This window comes from Ureaplasma ceti (assembly GCF_040369755.1).
Taxonomy (GTDB): domain Bacteria; phylum Bacillota_I; class Bacilli_A; order Mycoplasmatales; family Mycoplasmoidaceae; genus Ureaplasma; species Ureaplasma ceti.
On the sequence record NZ_BAABQM010000003.1, the window covers coordinates 76,707 to 94,305 of the forward strand.

The following is a 17,599-nucleotide window of genomic DNA, read 5'->3' on the forward strand; positions in this document are numbered from 1 at the left end:
AATAACATTTTTAAATTTATTTAAATATTCAACAAACAAAACGGAGAGATTATGAAAAGATTAGTTAGTGGAATTCAACCAACTAACGATTTAACGTTAGGTAACTACTTAGGTTCCATCAAAGAATTTATTAAATACCAAGACCAATACGAAATGTACATTTTTGTGGCCAACTTACACTCATTAACTAAAGGACAAACATTAGACAGAGACGAATTTCAAGCTAACTGCCGTAAAATTATTCGTTGCTATTTAGCAGCTGGTTTAGACCCTGAAAAAGTGAACATTTTTTACCAATCAGACATTTTAGAAACTGGTAACTTAGCACACATCTTGTTATGTAACACCACTTTAGGTGAACTTAACAGAATGACTCAATTTAAAGACAAATCTTCAAAAGCTGTAAAACAAGGTAACGGAACTGAAATGATTCCTTCAGGCTTATTAACTTACCCAACTTTAATGGCTGCCGATATTTTACTATACCAAGCACACATCGTACCAGTCGGTATCGACCAAAAACAACATATGGAATTAACAAGAAATATCGCAATGAGAATGAACAATAAATATGGTGAAGATTTATTTGTAATTCCTGAAGTATCTATCCCTAAAATCGGCGCTAAAATTATGGATTTACAAGATCCAAGTGTCAAAATGTCTAAATCTTGTGTGTCACCAAAAGGGGTTATTTTCTTAAATGAGAATATTAATGATATTATTAAAAAAATCAAAACAGCAAAAACAGATAGTTTAAACTGTGTTAAGTTCGATGTCGATAACCAACCAGGGGTTAGCAACTTAATGACTATTTATGCTGCTTTAAGCAATTTAAGCTTCGAAGAAATTGAAGCCAAATACGTAGGTTGCAACTATGGCGACTTTAAGAAAGATTTAATTACTTTAGTAGAAACTTTCATTACTGATTTCCAAGCCAAAGTCAACTCATACACTGATGAAGAAATCGACAGAATTGCACAAAGAGGCGCAGCTAACGCCAGAAAACTAGCGCAAGAAACTCTGCATAAAATTTACAATACCATGGGAATTTTATAGATTTTAACAGTAAGGAAATATCCAATTATGCCAAACATTAACAATGACAAACAATACTTAATTATGAGTGACCTAGACGGTACTTTATTAAATAGTAAAAGTCAAATCTCTGACGAATCAGTAAGATGTATTAAAGAAGTGATTAAAGAAGGTCACATTTTCTGTATTGCAACCGGACGTCCAACAAAAGGTGCTTTACCAATTTACGAAAAATTAGGTTTAGACACAGTTATGGTAAACTACAACGGTTCTTGTATCGTAAACCCAAGCGATCCAAAATTCTCTGCTATCAACCTAACCTTCCACAAAGACATCGCTAAAAAAATCTTAACTACTCCGAAGATTTTAGAAGTGATTTCTAACGCATTCTTAGAAACTCAAGACCAAGAAATCATTTTCAAAAAATACGAAGACAACGAAATTTCAGAAGAAGTTAGAAAAGACATTTACGAATTCTACCACATCGATCCGTTAGACCGTAACAACCCATGTTTAAACAGTGATGTAAATAAATTAGATAGCGATGTAAACGCGTTATTACTTTACGTAGATACAAACGACATTAACAAATTCGATAAGTTAATGTACTGAGTAAAAAACGTTTCTCCATACTTACAATTAAGAATGATTATGTTGCCAAGCCAAGGATTTATGGTTGAAGTTAACACTAACTTTGCTGATAAATCAATGGGGTTAAACTTCTTATCTTCATACTACGGTATTCCAAAAGACAGAATTATCGCCTTCGGTGATAGTGACAACGACATGAGAATGTTAGTTGAAGCTAAATTCGGTTTCGCAATGAAGAACGGTAAAGAAACTGCTAAAATGTCTGCAAGACATATTACAAAGCACACTAACAACGATGATGGTGTGGCTTGAGAATTAGAATTCTTCATGAAACATAAAAATTTCTTAAATTAATTTATAACTAAAAAGATATTCCCAACCAACAAGAAAAAAACTTTGATTCTCAAAGTTCTTTTTTTGTTGTAAAAGATGATAAAAAATTCCCGTTTTTTTCTATAAAAATAGCTATGAATTTTACTACAAAAGTGCCAGAAAATTTGCAGAAAAAAATATATTTTTCTCTTGTCGTTTTCATGTTGCAAAAGTCGTTTTTTTATAGAAAATATAAGTGCTACGTTCTGGCGGTTGAGATCATTACAAACCGCCAGGCGTAATCGAAAAAATAATCAGAACATAAGGACATAAAACATTAACATGAAAAAATTAGTCGATTTAAATATGTTTGTGAAACCTAAAGATATCAAAATCTTCTTAGGTAAATATAACGGTTTTCAACGTTACGATATTATTAAATATCCATTCGCTAAACAAATCGAATCTAACATGCGTCAAGCATTCTGAACTCCTGAAGAAATTAGTTTAATCTCTGATAGAGAAAACTTTAAAGAATTACCACAACAAGCACAAGAAGTAATTATTTCTAACTTGTTATTCCAAACTTTAATGGACTCAGCTCAAAACCGTGGTTTAGACAGTGTTATGAGTGAATTAGTAACTTCATCTGAATGAGAAGCCGCTTTTAAAACTCAAGCTTTCTTCGAATTAATCCACTCATTATCATACAGTCATATCATCAGAGAAATGTTCAGCTCTGATGCTTCAAACATTTTTGACAGAATTTACAAAATTGACGAAATTAAACACAGAACTGATAAAGAAATTGCTGAATATACTTTATTAAGAGAATACATTGAAGGTAAACATCCTGAATGAACTGAAGAAGAAACTAAGAAAAACATCTTAATCTTATTAGTTAGAATTTACTTCTTAGAAGGTTTAAAATTCTATGTTTCATTCATGGTAACTTACATGATCAACTACAGCTACAACGACGCAATTTCTGGTGTAGCTAAGATTATTAAATTAATTAACTTTGACGAAGACATGCACGTAGCTGTGGTCGGAGGCTTAATCAGAATCTTAATGAGAGAAGAAAGTGAAGGATTCACTCACTTCTTTAAAGAAACATGATTCAAAGAAGAAGTAGAAAGAATCGTTTCTGAAATCGTGAACGAAGAAATTAGCTGAGCTGAATACTTATTAAGCTTTGGTCCAATCCCTTCATTGACTTTACCAGTCTTCGAATCATTCATGAAATACTACGCTAACGAAAGATTATCAAGAATTAAATTAGACCCAATTTACGAAGGCGTGCAAAAAAATGACATTGTGACATGATTTGACATGTACAAAGACATTAATAAAGACAACACCGCACAACAAGAATCAACCGCTTTAAACTACAATATTGGTAACATGAACATGGACTACGATAACAACGATTTAGACACAATGTTGAAAGAATTACTAAACAGACATGCTAAGTAATACCAAAACTCCGTTATCTTATATTGAAAATGCGATTGAAGAAGGTGGCGACATTACCGTTAAAAAAGGCAGAAAAGAAGTTGAAATTCCTGCTAGTGCCATCATGGTAATTAAACGTAACGGTAGTATTGAACCATATACTACTTCAAAAATGAAAAAAGTTTGTCTATGAGCTTCTAATGGTAACGAACACTATGCCCAAGCTTTATTAGACGCAACTGAAATTAAACTATACGACAAAATTAAAATTAGTGATGTATACGACGAACTAATCAAATCTGCTGTTAACAAGATTAGTAGAATCTACCCAACTTACGAATGAGTAGCTGCCAAATTGTACTTATTAAAGTACTATAGAGAAGCTTGAAACATCAAAACCGAAAAACAATACGTCCACATGAAAGACGTTATTGCTAAAGGTTTAGAACATAAAAAATACAATAAAGAAGTTTTCAGTAGCTATACTGATGAAGAAATTGACGAAATTAACAGTTTCATCAAACCAGAAAATGACTTCTTATTCACTTATAAAGCATTAATTTTCTACACTAGAAAATACTGCTTAAACTACGCTAAGAACAAAAAATTAGAGTTGCCGCAACACGCTTACATGAGAATTGCGATGACAATGTTCTACCAAGAAGATAAAGCTAACCGTTTAACTTACATTAAAAAGTTCTACGACTACTTATCACAACACTACTTTACTGTGTCAACACCAATCTCAATGAATGCCGGAACAGTAAACATGCAACTTTCAAGTTGTGTGTTATCTGACATGGATGATGACGCTAACAGTATTATGGAAACTATCGAAAGTATTGCCATTTACTCAAAAAACAAAGGTGGTAATGCCGTTGATATTTCTAAGATTAGATCATCTGGTTCTTACATTTTAGGTAATAACGGGTTCTCTTCAGGTCCTGTTCCATTCTTAAAAATTGTAGAAGCCACAATTAAAGCTTTTAACCAAGGTTCAGAACGTCCTGGGGTATGTTGTGTGTACTACCAATGATGACACTACAACTTCGAAGAACTAGTTGTGTTAAAAAACAACAGTGGTACCGAAGAAAACCGGGCTAGACAACTAAAATACTCTGTAAAAATTAACGACTTGTTAATTGACAGAGCGTTAAAAAACGAAGACGTAACTTTATTCAACCCAAGTGATGTACCACGTTTATTCAATAAATACGGTAAAGAATTTGAACAAGAATACGAAGCATACGAAAAACAATCTGGCCTAAGATCAAAGAAAATGCCTGCTAAAAAGGTATTAGAAATGATCTTTAAAGAAAGAGTAGAAACTGGTAACGTTTACATGTTCCACGAAGAAAACGTAAATAACATGTCAATGTTAAACAGATATGTAAACTCTTCAAACTTATGTTGTGAAATTACTTTACCTTCAAGAGCCTCTGAATTTAAAGAACAAACTTTAGATAACAGTGGTTCAAAAGAAGCTGGTATTACTAAAACTTACAACGCTGGTGAAATCGCCTTATGTAACTTATCATCAGTCAACTTAGTAAAATGAGATGAATTAGATGAAGCTGGTCAAGTGGATTTAATCAATATCTTAGTCAGAGCAATGGATAATACCATTGATATTGCTAAATATCCAGTTATGGAAGCAAAATACACAAACATCAATTACCGTTACTTAGGTATTGGAGTATTAAACTACGTAAACTATTTAGCTAACCACAAGATTGTGATTGACACTAAAGAAGCGATGGAAAACACTGCTGCATTGTTTGATAAGTTAAGTTACCAAATCATTCACTCTTCAATGGAATTGGCTAAAGAAAAAGGTAAATTCAACTTCTTTGAAGAAACCTTATGAGCAAAAGGTGATTTACCAATTCTAAGAGCTAACAAACAAGCTCTCGCTTTAACTGACTACCAACCAGACTGAAACAAGTGAAAAGAATTAGCGAAAGACATTAAGAAGTACGGCATTAGAAATGCTCAATTAATGGCGATTGCTCCAACTGCTACTTCTGGTAAAGCAATCAACGCTACTGAAAGTATCGAACCAATTCAAGGTTTTGTGTACAAAGAAGATGGTAAATCTAACGTTATTACCTTAGCACCAAACATCTCTAAGAACTCAGCTTACTACAAGTTAGCTTTTGATTGTGACCAATACATGTTAATCAACTTAGCAGCTATCAGACAATGCTACTTAGACCAAGCGCAATCAATTAACATGTACTTCAATAAAGTAGAATCATTAACTGACTTCACTTTACACCACTTATACGGTTTTAAATTAGGTATTAAGACTTACTACTACTGTAAGACACAAAAAGAAGTATCCGACAACGTCTGCGAAAGCTGTACATAGATTGTCACCATTTTGAAATTAGAAAAACAGAATCTTGTTGCGAAATTTCAAAAAATACAGTAAAATCATTTACATTAATCAAACTTAAGAAGGGAAACCATTCGCGTGGTTTCTCTTTATTTTGTATCTCAGGAGCACCATATGAAAAAAAGCCCAGCAAAAACTGACGTTATTAGTCAAGTTTTATTACAAGAAATTAGAAATGTCGCTGACGAAAAAGACATTCCAGTAGAAACAGTAAGAGACTTCTTAACTGATTCAATTAAAAAAGCTTTCGCTAAATCAACATTCTTAGAAAACTTAGAAGTAAACTTTAGTCTAGAAGACGGCGAATTAAGTTGCTACAGACTATACGAAGTTATCGACAACGCTGATGAATTAGACGAATACGTAAACATCTTCTACAAGGATGCTAGATTAAACAAATCTGGTTTAAACGTTGGTGATATTTACAAAGAAACATTCGACATCACTAAAGAATTTAACCAACAACAAGTTCAACAAATCTTACAATCATTCAAACAAAAAATCATTGAAGTAAGTAACCAAAGAATTTACCAATCATGAACACCAGTTATTGGCCAAGTGATTTACGCTGAAATCGAAAAAGAAGACAAAAAAGGTAACTTCTTCACAGTGAACTTAGAAAACCAACAAGACAGAATCACTGGTAAGAATTTAGAAAACACTTTAGGTTTCATCGGTAAAAAAGACCAAAACCCATTAGAAAACTTAGATGTTGGTAAAAAATACCACTTCGTAGTTTCTGAAGTTAAAGAACAATCAAAATACTGCCCAGTTATCTTATCAAGAGCTAGTGAAAAATTAGTAGAATACTACATGCATTCAGAAATTCCTGAAATTGACGATGGTTCAATTTCAATCGTTAAAATTGCTAGAATCGCTGGTATGAAAACTAAGGTTTTAGTAGATTCAAAAACTTTACCAATCGAACCAGCTGCAATCTGTGTTGGTCCTAAAGGTGCCAGAATTAAAACTGTGTCAGCTTTATTAGGTAAAGAAAAAATCGAAGTTTACAACTACAACGAAGATCCAGTTGTCTTAATTTCAGAAGTAATCGACCGTACTAAGATTTCAGGTATGAAATTAGTAGAAGATGAAAATGGTTCAAGACACGCAACAATCGTAGTTCCTGAAGCTGTATTACCACAAGTGATTGGTAAAAGAGGTAGCAACGTGAGATTGATTTCATTATTAACTGAATGAAACATCAACATCATGACTGAAGAAGAAGCTAACTTAACTAACTTAGACTACATGAGAGTCGACTCAGAAGAATACCAAGAACACTTTAAAGCTTTAAATGCTAATAAAGACGAAGCTAACTTAGACATTCTTTCATTAAACGACCACGACATTGATGAATTAGTAAGCAATGTCAGTCTTGACAGTTTAATGAACGAAGAAGAAAACAACGACGATGAAGAAGATTTAATTTTCGAAACATTAGACGAAAACGACGAAGTTAATAACGAATTAAGCGACGCTTTTGCTGATGAAGTAAAAAATGCTTTAAAATAAAAAAATAACTATGAGTAAAAAGAGAGTTATTAATCAAAGAACTTGTCTATTAACTAGACAAAAATATTTGAAGCCCAATTTATTAAGAATTGTGTATCTCGATCAACAAGTCATAGTCGATGTTGACCAAAAACTTCCTGCTCGGGGCTACTACGTGTATCCCTCTGCAGAAAACTACCAAAAATTGGTAAAAACAAGATTGCTTAACCGCATCTTCAAGACCAACATTGATTTAGCAGTATATGCTAAATTAGAACAATATTTTAAATAATAGGAGGAATTAATATGGCTAATAAAAAAGAGAAGGTAAAATCAAACAAAAAATTTGATAATAGAAAATCTGTCGATATTAAAAAACAAATTAAGAAAGTGGACGTTGGAGTACAAGGTGGCGTATTTACATTTACTTCACCATTAACTATTGAAGAACTTGGACCAAAATTAAACAAGTCTACAAGTGAAATCATTAGATATTTCTTCATGAAAGGAATTGTTACTAACTTAAACACAATCTTAAACGAAGAACAAATCGGTGAATTATGTTTAGAATACGGCCTAGACTTTAAAATTGAAAAAGAAATTAGTGCCGAAAACGTATTAGACAACATTACTTTCGACGATGATGAATTGTCATTAGAACAAAGACCTCCAATCGTTACAATTATGGGTCACGTTGACCACGGTAAAACTACTTTATTAGACGCTATTAGACACTCAAACGTTACTACTGGTGAAGCTGGGGGAATTACTCAACACATCGGTGCTTACCAAGTAGAAAAAAATAACAAGAAAATTACTTTCATTGACACACCGGGCCACGAAGCCTTCACTGAAATGAGAGCTAGAGGAGCTAACGTTACTGATATCGTTGTATTAGTTGTAGCTGCTGATGATGGTATTAAAGTCCAAACTCAAGAAGCCATTGACCACGCAAAATCTGCTGGTGTTGAAATCATTGTCTTCGTAAACAAAATGGACAAACCAACTGCCAACCCTGAAAAAGTTATCGCACAATTATCAGAACAAGACATTGTTGTTGAAGAATGAGGCGGTAAAACAATTTGCGTTAAAGGTTCTGCTTTACAAAAAGACGGAATCTCTGAATTATTAGAAGCAATTCAATTAATTTCAGACGTTAACGAATACAAGGCTAACCCTCAAAGATTAGCTTACGGTACAGTTATTGAAGCGAACCTAGATAAAGGTTATGGTCCTTTAGCCACTGTTTTAGTTCAAAACGGTACTTTGAAAAAAGGTGACTACTTAGTAGTAGGCCAAACTTACGGTAAATTAAGAATGATGTTCGATGACTTAGGTAACGAAGTTATCGAAGCCGCTCCTTCAACACCAGTTAAAGTAGCTGGTTTAGAAGAAGTGCCATCTGCTGGGGATAAATTCTTAGTTTTAAACGACGAAAAAGAAGCTAGAGAAATCGCTAACAAAATTAGAATTAAAAACACAAGATTAGAATGAGCTAACGCTATGACTAGCGAAATGCGTCAACAAATCGAAGACGGTACTTTAAAAAACAGTAAGTTCGTTTTAAAAGCTGACGTTCACGGTTCATTAGAAGCAATTAAAGCCATGGTGGATAAGATCGACGTAGATGGTGCTCACGCCGAAATTATTAGAAGTGCTATTGGTGGAATTACTGAAACTGACGTTAAATTAGCGCAAGCTTCAGGTGCTTTCATTGTTGGTTTCAACATTAGACCATCAAGAGTTATCAAAGATTTAGCCGACCAATGTGGTGTTCAAATTAAAACTTACGACATCATTTACAAACTAAAAGAAGAATTAATCGGCATCATGAAGGGTTCATTAGACCCAGTGATTGTTGAAGAAGTTCTAGGTGAAGCTGAAGTTATGCAAACTTGAAAACACAGTGATGTTGGTACAATCTGTGGTTGTAGAGTAACCAGTGGTAAAGTAAAACGTAACGCCAAAGTTAGAGTTATTAGAGATGGTGTTGTAATTTATACAAGTGAAATCGCAACATTACAACACGGTAAAAACCAAGCTTCAGAAATGTTAGCTGGTAACGAATGTGGTTTAACTATTAAAAACTTTAACGACGTTAAAGAAGGCGACGTTTTAGAAACTTACTTATTATTAGAAAAGACACAAGACGAGGTAGAAGCAAATGCCTAGTGGTGTAAAATTAGCAAGATTTGAATCAATCGTTAAAGACACAATTAACAAAGCGTTAACTAACGAAGTGAAAAATAAAATCGCAAGTAACGCAACTGTTACTAGCGTACAATTAACTAACGACCTATCAGTCGCTAGAATTTACTTAGATTGTCTTAATAGAGAAAATATTGATAAAATCATATCAAACGTAGAAAAAGTAAAAGGCTTCTTAAGAACTAAAGTTGCGCATGCATTAAACGCATACAAAGCTCCTGAATTAAGATTCTTTGCCGATTCAACAATTGACTACGCAAACAAGATTGAACAACTTCTAAACGAAATTAAAGAAAAAGAAGGAAAGTAGGACTAGATGGTTTCTGTTAAAAACTCTAAAACGTTAAACGAAATTGAAGCAAAGCTTCGGGTTCCGGAACACTATAAACGGATTTGAATTATCATTGGGTTTGTAACCTTATGTATCTTAGCCTTAACGGCAATTCCGTTAGCTAGTTTATACGCTAAGTTACCGCAAACAATTGCAAATAACGTTGCGTATAACTGAAACTTTACAATTGCTTCTAAAGTAATTGTCTTTGTATCATACGGGGTGGTATGTGTTCCTTACTTATACCTAACTGCCTCATGAATTGTTGGAGTCGATAACATTACCAAATCGAAATACTTCCACCTACTAATCTGAGTAGTTTATTCAATTGCCATTACATTAATTATTTTGGCAATCATCTTCTGTTACAGAGCATGAATGTTCTAGTAACGTATCAATATTGATAAACAACAAAAAATCTCACCGTAATTGGTGAGATTTTTTTAATCATCATCTAAATTAGTTTATATTGTTTCATTAGACCAAACAACTGTGTTAAAGCCGTTGGATGGTCAGTACTTTTCACAAAAGTTTTTTGTTCGTAATTCAATAAACGTTGAATTAAATTTGTTTTTGGATTTTGTGTAAATAATGGTGTAAAAACGCCAATATTACCGGCAGCATAAGTTCCTCAATAAATACCTACAATTTGTCCAGTAGAGTTTAGAACCATAGAACCAGAAGAGCCTGATCCTAAGTTAGCTCCTGGAGCTAAATAATTGTCGTTCTTGTTATATGGGTTGCTCATAATTTGTTGTTTTAAAGGATATTCAATACTGTTTCTTTCGAAATTGCTTGTAATTGGCTGAGCGTCAGTAAAAGCAGCGGTTTTAAATGACACATAGCTGATTCCTTCATATGAAGATCCGGGATAACCGGATACGTAAAAGACGTCATTATCATTTACGCTTCGACTAAACATAAATGACTTTCAGAAATAATCTTTTTCTGTTGCTGTTAAAGGTTGCCCTTTAAAGTATTGCAATGAGAAAATTAAAGATTGAATTCTTCTAATATAAGTTCTACGTTGAACTTGATTCGGGTTAGACGCAGAGAAGCGGTTCACCATAAACATCGTTTCTAAATTATTCCACGAAGCATACAAACTCTTTTCAATGTTTGGTTGCTTTGCTAAATATTTACTAATGTTTCTTTTATTTAAGTTCACTCAATTCGTTAAATCTTGTGGGTTAAATAACGTTTTGACAATTGCAAAGTCTTCGCCCTTATTGTTGCCATTAAAAGAAAGACCATTTTGTTCTTGTATTTGGTAATTATTGTCGATTGAACCTTGTTGTAAAATGCTATCGTTATCAGTGATATAAAACTTAGCAATTTTATCTTTATTATAAGTAATGTTAGGTTCTGTACCATCCGAATTGTATACTCCTAATGGAACAATAGTTTTATTTTTATTCATTAAATTAACGTTAGGTAATTTAAATCAGTCAGTTGATGGTTGTTTTTCATTGTTAACTGGTAAGTCTACGACCGTACTAGTAATAACCGGTAGTTCGGTTTGGGTTTGAAGATTTTCTCCTAACGGATTCGAAATATACACCGAGAAGTCATCAGTAGTTTGTTGATTAATCGGCAATTGTAAATTAAAAGTTTCTCCTGAAAATCTTGTTTGTTTAACACCGTGTACATAATACGTTTTGTATAGCGGATATTTGATTGTCACACTCAAATTAACAACGTGAATATTAGTAGCTAAATAATAAGTCACTAAATTCTTTAAGCTATTAATATGAGTTTGATAATCTACCAATCAAGCGGTACCACTATCAGCTTCATAAACTGAAAAGTTGTCGGGGTCAATTGATAATTGCATGGTGCTTAAGTATTCACTTAAGGCGCTTTGCATATTCGTATATAAATTGTTGTAATAATCTACATCGAGATTGGCATCAAATAAAATAGATACGGAATTAGCATTGGCATACTCCTGAATAGGCTTGGTAATTCTATCAGTAGAAACATTTGGAATGCGCATTAAATGGTTTAAATTACGTTCAACGTATTTTACAGCAATCGGAGCAATAACGGCAGATAACAACACCGCTACTCCCATTGATAAAACCACGCATTCAATAATGGATTTCTTTTTAAGCATACAAACTAATTTTATTAAAAAATAAAATAACCCCATGTTAAATGCTTATATTTTGCTAAAAAAAATTTTATTATTCAAAATTTTTGGCGTTAATTTGACAAAATAACGATTAGAAAGCTACTTTGTCGTTCCAAAAAAATAACATTTTTTTGTGCGAAAATCCGTAATAAATTTAGATAAATTTAATAAAAATAATTTTTGTTAAATATTAATTTAAGATTATAAATGTTAGAAAAATATTAAAAGAATAAGGAATAATAATGAGTAATAAAAAAATACCTAATATTAGATTTAAACATTTTACTGAAGAGTGAAGTAATCATCAATTGTCTGATTTTTTTACTAAATATCAAGAAACAGTTTATCTAGAGGATAATAAAATATATAAGCAAATTTCTGTAAGAAATACTGGTTTAATAGAACATAGATGCGTAAACGAAGGCAAAAATATTGGTAGAAAAAGACAATATTTAATAAATTTAGATAAATATCCAGTTACATTGACATTTACAAGACAAACCATTTATGAAGGCGGAATAGGATTTATACCAAAACATTTAAATAAATATATAGTTACTGAAAATATGCCTTTATTATCAAAAAATAATAATTTAGATCAAAATTTTTTTACTAGTTTATTATTAAATCACAATTATTTTTATAAAGCGATAGAGTTAAATACACCTATTGGTTCAGCTCAAAAAGCATTACACGAAAAGATATGACTAAAAACTAATTTATTATTCCCAGATATTAAAGAGCAATCTAAAATAGGTGCATTCATGAGTTTAATTTCTAACCTTATCGCTCTTTATAAGAAGAAGTGTGAGAAGCTGGAAAAGATAAAAAGCACTTTAATCAAAACACTTCTCGATTCATCGGATTCTATTTTTGTTAAAAACGAAAAATATAGTTTTGATAGACGTTTAATAAACGAAGTAATATCAGTTATTCCATTTAAAAAATTTATTTGTAATAAATTAGATTTAAATGGCTCATTCCCAGTTATTCAACAAGGTGATAATCCTTTAATTGGCTATTCAAATCAAATGCCTTATATGAAATATGAGGATGTAATTGTGTTTGGAGATCATACTTTATCTTTATATAAACCCACATCTCCATTCTTAGTTGCGACAGACGGTGTAAAAATCATAAAAAACAATGATTCATATATTTGCAAAGAATTTTTAATTTATTTATTAATTAATAATTTGCCTAAATCAGAAGGTTATAAAAGACATTTCCAATTACTTAATGGCAAAGAAGTTAATGTAATTACTAGTAAGAACATTCAAAAAATATTATCTAATTTATTTTTTTCTATGGATAAATCAATCGCTCTATGTAAGCGTAAGTGCGAAAAACTAGAAAATATAAAGAAATCATTGCTGGAAAAGATGTTCATCTAATCAAAATCTAATTTTTTAAAGAAAAAAGACGAAATAAAAGCTCAAGACAATTAAATTCTTGAGCTTTTTTATACGTAATTTATGAATTTTATGATTTAAAGTAGAGCAATACTCTCGCTTACATAGAGTAATGTTATAAGAAATTGTATTTAATAAAATCCCTATTTTTGTTTGTTCTTTCAATTCAGGTAATTTAATTTTTTGTTCTAAAAAATCTTTAGAAACTAAATTACTCATCATTGTAGTAGCTTTAGTTGATTTCATTAAAATATTTTTCATTATTTTTTCATTATTAATTAAATATTTTCAAAATCATAAATCATATTCAATAATTGGAGAAAATACTTCAAATACGTGAGAAATTATTCCGTCTCCGATTGTATTTTCTACAAATCTACCACATGTAAAGTTTTTACTTTTATTACCTTCAAAAGCTATATCACCAATTTTGAATATATTGTAAGTTTTTAAGTACTCTTCATTTGAAATTTTTACGTCTGATTTAAAATACATATTTGCAACAGAAATTACATTATTTTCGTCATATTTTAAATTAGAATTTTTGACAGTATTTTTCTTATATAGTTCAGAAAATGTTTTATTAATTCATTTTGAATTAAACTCTTTAAATCTTATATTAGGCTGATTAAAACCAAGATCAATAAATACATTTTCTATTAGAGATTTTCTTATAATTTCTAGTTTCTCACACTTCTTCTTATAAAGAGTGATAATGTTATCTAAAACTAAAAAGAATTTGCCAATTTTTTCTTGTTCTATCTTTTCTGGAATTATTAACTCTAAGGACTTAATATTGTCTGAATTCAATGATTCAAAAGTAGAACCACAAGAAATTCTTTTTCAATAATTTTCACTATTTAATTTAAATAGATTGTAATAAATGAAATTATTTCCCTTTATAGCTGCAACACCTCTGCCGATAACACAATCATAATTAGTTCTACCCACTTCCCCAGCTGGTGCTCTGACACTCATTATAATGTCACCTTTTTTTGCCATTTTTGTAAGCTGAGATGTTCAAATTCTGGGTTTAACATATCCATTCAATAAATCGCTGTTACCTTGAACTAAAATATATTTATTTTCAAAATTTGTGTAAGTGTTACCTAAAGGAGATTGTCCCATAATTATTGAAGATATATTTTCTAATTTTGTTATTCTTCAATTAGATGAAAATTCTTTAAATCTTAATTTTGGAATTCTATTGTTCATATCGTTTTACACCTACATTTTTATAAACTATGTAGTCATTATAATAACGAAACTATACTTATAAAGATTTAAAATCCTTCATAACCAAAATAGTTATGAAGGATTCTTTAAATGTTTGTTTTAAATTGTGGAATTCTCAATAATTGGTGTTTGAGAAGGTTGCATTGACTTGTTTATGTTTTTGTTATCAACAATTTTTCACACTTCATGAACCCCAATGTTTAACGCTAAACATAAGTAAGGCATAATGTTTAGTCATTGATAGTTTGGTTCATTAGCATGTGCATCAGCGAACTTAGTAAATGAGTATGGATCACATTGGAAAACGTTGTTTAACTTAGGAATGTAGTTAAAGATACAAACGATAGCAATACATACTGCTACGACAATAAACATTCTCTTAGAACTTTCTCAAGTTTCAGTGAAGATACTGCCTGTCGTTCTGTAACACATTCCGTTCATTAATAGAATTAATGATAATGTCATGAACGCTAAACTGCTACCACCACCAATGGCGTATTCTGCAGTTTCTACCGGAGCACCCACTTTTTGACCAGCGATTAAGTTTAAACCATTAGTCATGGCAGTGTAATCGTAGTGATAGAAGGCTCCGGCTCCAATAAAGAACATTAGTAATGATAGTCCGGCCGCTAGTGCTCCCATAATAAAGATTTTCAATGCCATATCCTTATCGATAATAAAGGCACCGGGTTTCAATTGTTTAAACTTCATTACATTTTCTCTACGCACGTTGTTAGCCATTGGGAAACCAATGGCTGTTTCCGCTAGGATGTTAATTGTTAATAATTGTAAAGAACATAATGGTTGGAACATGTATACAAGAATACCAATAAACGTAGTTAATAAACAAGAAACGTTAGCTGTTAATAAAAGCGTCAACGTTGACTTAATGTTTAATAAAACCGTTCTGCTTAAACGAATACCAGAAATAACTGATGACAATGAGTTGTTAGTAATAATCACTTGTGAATTGTCAGACGCTCTATTAGTTGCAATTCTGGTAAATGCACAAGCAACATTTACTTCTCTCATGGAATCTTCGTCAGATTGGTTACCACCAGCTAAACAAATATTACTTGTGGTTTTCAACAAGTACACAATTCTTAATTTATCTTGGTAATCCAAACCAGTAAAGATATTGTAGTTTTGAATGTTGTCTTTTAGTTCTACATCATCTCAACTCTTAATTTGTGCTCCTGTACAAACTTGGACATTTTCTTTATTTAAGATATCTAAGTTAGAGATATCTTGTTTTAACTCTTCTAATGACTTTTCTGTCATAATAATCGGCGTCATATGAGAGTCATTTAAAATGTCGATACAATATTGAGTGTTAGTTACCCCAACCAAAGCTCCTAATTTAAATTTTTGCGCGTTGTTTAATGATAAGTTATTTGGTAATTCTGTATAAGTTTCATAAGTTAACAATTCACTCACTAAACCATCGTGTTTCATATCTTCCACGCACGCTTCTACAGCTAATTTGTGGTTGAATTCTAATTTCACGTTTTTAGCTTTAATATCTGAATAACTTGTTAATCTTACAGCAGTATATTCTTTAGTAATTGTGTTGTAAGTCAGAATTAAATTTGAAGATTCATCACTTCAGTAGTTAACTAATTCGTCATTAGCACACATTTCTAAAGCATCTAATTGATGATTTCTTAAGAAATGTGTAATTTGCTCGTTATCTACTTTATGTTCCTTATTTGATAAAGTAAATAAGCTTAGCAAACGATAAACCAATTCATCTTTTAGACCATCTGCTTTTTTGTCTGTTTTAATAAAGTTTTCAATCCGAGCAATTGGTAAATGTTCGTTATCAATTACTCCTTTATCTTCTAAGGCGATTGTGTTAGAAAAACCTAATAATTCCACGTAAGGAATCTTTTTCACCAACACATAACGTGCTGACATTGTTTTTACACAAGCAGTTAATAGTACTGTAACAATTGCTAATAATCCTTCTGGAATAGCAGCAATAGCTAAAGAAATAGAAATACTTAATGAATTAATTGCGTGGTTATCACCAAACGTAATGTTGTGGTAGTGACATGACGCAATAACGTCTAAGAAGAAGAAAATTAAACAAACAGCACCAGCAATTGCACCTAAGATTTTAGATAATTTATCAATCTGTTTTTGCAATGGTGATAAAGCTTCACCACTACTTTGTTCTACAGCTTGTTTTAAAATTCCTAATTGAGTTTTATTGCCGACTGCAGTAACGATAGCTAAACCGTTACCTCTGACTACTTTCGTTCCTTTAAAAATATAATTTTTTCTAATTTCCATCGGTGTAATATCCACTGATCTGAAATTAGCATCTTTTAGATTAATGAGTTCTCGACCCACTAGAATGGATTCGTTTACTTCTAAGTCATTTGCAAAAATTAATTTACAATCCGCGCCAATAATTTCGTTTTTCGAAACCTCAATGATATCGCCGACAACCAAGTCACCAGCGTTAACGATTTCTTTACGACCATTTCTGATGACCACACTTTCGGTTTCTGTCAGTTTTTTAATCGTAATTAAGGTTTTAGCAATCTTTTTTTCTTGCAGAATCGTGAACGAAACACTAAAGGTAATAATCCCTAAAATAAAACAAGGTTCAACGAACATGGGGATAATTTCAAGAGTGTTTGGTCCATCTTTATGAGGCGTGGCTACCGTTTCAATTGCAATCGCAAAGGTAGCGATCATCGCAACGATTAACAGCACTAAGATTGGTTGTTTTAATTCTTTTAAAATTAGTTCTCACAATTTCGGAGCATTATGGGTAATTACGTTATGCCCAAATTTACCCCGTGATTTTTTCACTTTAGTATCATCCAAACCAACTTGATAATCGGTTTGCGTGACATCAAAGTCTAAATCATTTGTGGTTTTTCTTTTCATTTCAAGAAGTTTCTCCTTAATATGAATAAAACGTCCACGTTAGTTGAATAAATAACGTGAACGTTCTACTTATAATGATATTACATTAATTT

Annotated in this window: 13 protein-coding genes; 10 read left to right on the forward strand and 3 right to left on the reverse strand. The window is 31.7% G+C overall.

All coding sequences use genetic code 4. From position 1 onward, the window contains the following. The first annotated feature begins 51 nt into the window (after positions 1-51). The 9 genes from trpS (at position 52) to ABWU82_RS02690 (ending at position 10,211) form a co-directional block, all read left to right on the forward strand. A complete protein-coding gene (gene trpS / locus ABWU82_RS02650) occupies positions 52-1,056 on the forward strand; it encodes a tryptophan--tRNA ligase (protein ID WP_353289954.1) in 1,005 nt (334 codons plus the stop codon). Between the two features lie 27 nt (positions 1,057-1,083). Beyond that, positions 1,084-1,980 (forward strand): Cof-type HAD-IIB family hydrolase, encoded by an 897-nt coding sequence (locus ABWU82_RS02655; protein ID WP_353289955.1) that lies wholly within the window; start codon positions 1,084-1,086, stop codon positions 1,978-1,980. Between the two features lie 300 nt (positions 1,981-2,280). After that, entirely contained in the window at positions 2,281-3,414 is a 1,134-nt protein-coding gene (locus tag ABWU82_RS02660) for a ribonucleotide-diphosphate reductase subunit beta (protein WP_353289956.1), read from the forward strand. Continuing rightward, on the forward strand, positions 3,404-5,764 hold the full coding sequence (locus ABWU82_RS02665) for a ribonucleoside-diphosphate reductase subunit alpha (protein WP_353289957.1): 2,361 nt from the start codon (positions 3,404-3,406) through the stop codon (positions 5,762-5,764). Before ABWU82_RS02660 ends, ABWU82_RS02665 begins: the two co-directional genes overlap by 11 nt. Before the next feature lie 141 nt (positions 5,765-5,905). After that, complete coding sequence (gene nusA, locus ABWU82_RS02670) at positions 5,906-7,306, forward strand: transcription termination factor NusA (protein ID WP_353289958.1); 1,401 nt, start codon at positions 5,906-5,908, stop codon at positions 7,304-7,306. A 10-nt stretch (positions 7,307-7,316) separates the two neighbouring features. After that, on the forward strand, positions 7,317-7,577 hold the full coding sequence (locus ABWU82_RS02675; RefSeq protein ID WP_353289959.1) for a YlxR family protein: 261 nt from the start codon (positions 7,317-7,319) through the stop codon (positions 7,575-7,577). A 14-nt stretch (positions 7,578-7,591) separates the two neighbouring features. Beyond that, positions 7,592-9,457, forward strand: a complete 1,866-nt coding sequence (gene infB / locus ABWU82_RS02680; protein WP_353289960.1) for a translation initiation factor IF-2 — start codon at positions 7,592-7,594, stop codon at positions 9,455-9,457. Next, positions 9,450-9,803, forward strand: coding sequence for a 30S ribosome-binding factor RbfA (gene rbfA, locus ABWU82_RS02685; RefSeq protein WP_353289961.1), 354 nt, complete (start codon positions 9,450-9,452; stop codon positions 9,801-9,803). Before infB ends, rbfA begins: the two co-directional genes overlap by 8 nt. A gap of 6 nt (positions 9,804-9,809) precedes the next feature. Beyond that, complete coding sequence (locus tag ABWU82_RS02690) at positions 9,810-10,211, forward strand: hypothetical protein (RefSeq protein ID WP_353289962.1); 402 nt, start codon at positions 9,810-9,812, stop codon at positions 10,209-10,211. A 67-nt stretch (positions 10,212-10,278) separates the two neighbouring features. On the opposite strand, the gene ABWU82_RS02695 is transcribed toward ABWU82_RS02690, so the two are convergent. Then, complete coding sequence (locus ABWU82_RS02695) at positions 10,279-11,940, reverse strand: DUF31 family putative serine protease (RefSeq protein ID WP_353289963.1); 1,662 nt, start codon at positions 11,938-11,940, stop codon at positions 10,279-10,281. A 260-nt stretch (positions 11,941-12,200) separates the two neighbouring features. Between ABWU82_RS02695 and ABWU82_RS02700 the strand changes: the two genes are divergently transcribed. Then, entirely contained in the window at positions 12,201-13,352 is a 1,152-nt protein-coding gene (locus ABWU82_RS02700; protein ID WP_353289964.1) for a restriction endonuclease subunit S domain-containing protein, read from the forward strand. Positions 13,353-13,367: 15 nt separating this feature from the next. On the opposite strand, the gene ABWU82_RS02705 is transcribed toward ABWU82_RS02700, so the two are convergent. After that, positions 13,368-14,585, reverse strand: a complete 1,218-nt coding sequence (locus ABWU82_RS02705; protein WP_353289965.1) for a restriction endonuclease subunit S — start codon at positions 14,583-14,585, stop codon at positions 13,368-13,370. 120 nt (positions 14,586-14,705) lie between these two features. Further along, on the reverse strand, positions 14,706-17,507 hold the full coding sequence (locus tag ABWU82_RS02710) for a cation transporting ATPase C-terminal domain-containing protein (protein WP_353289966.1): 2,802 nt from the start codon (positions 17,505-17,507) through the stop codon (positions 14,706-14,708). Positions 17,508-17,599: the final 92 nt, after the last annotated feature.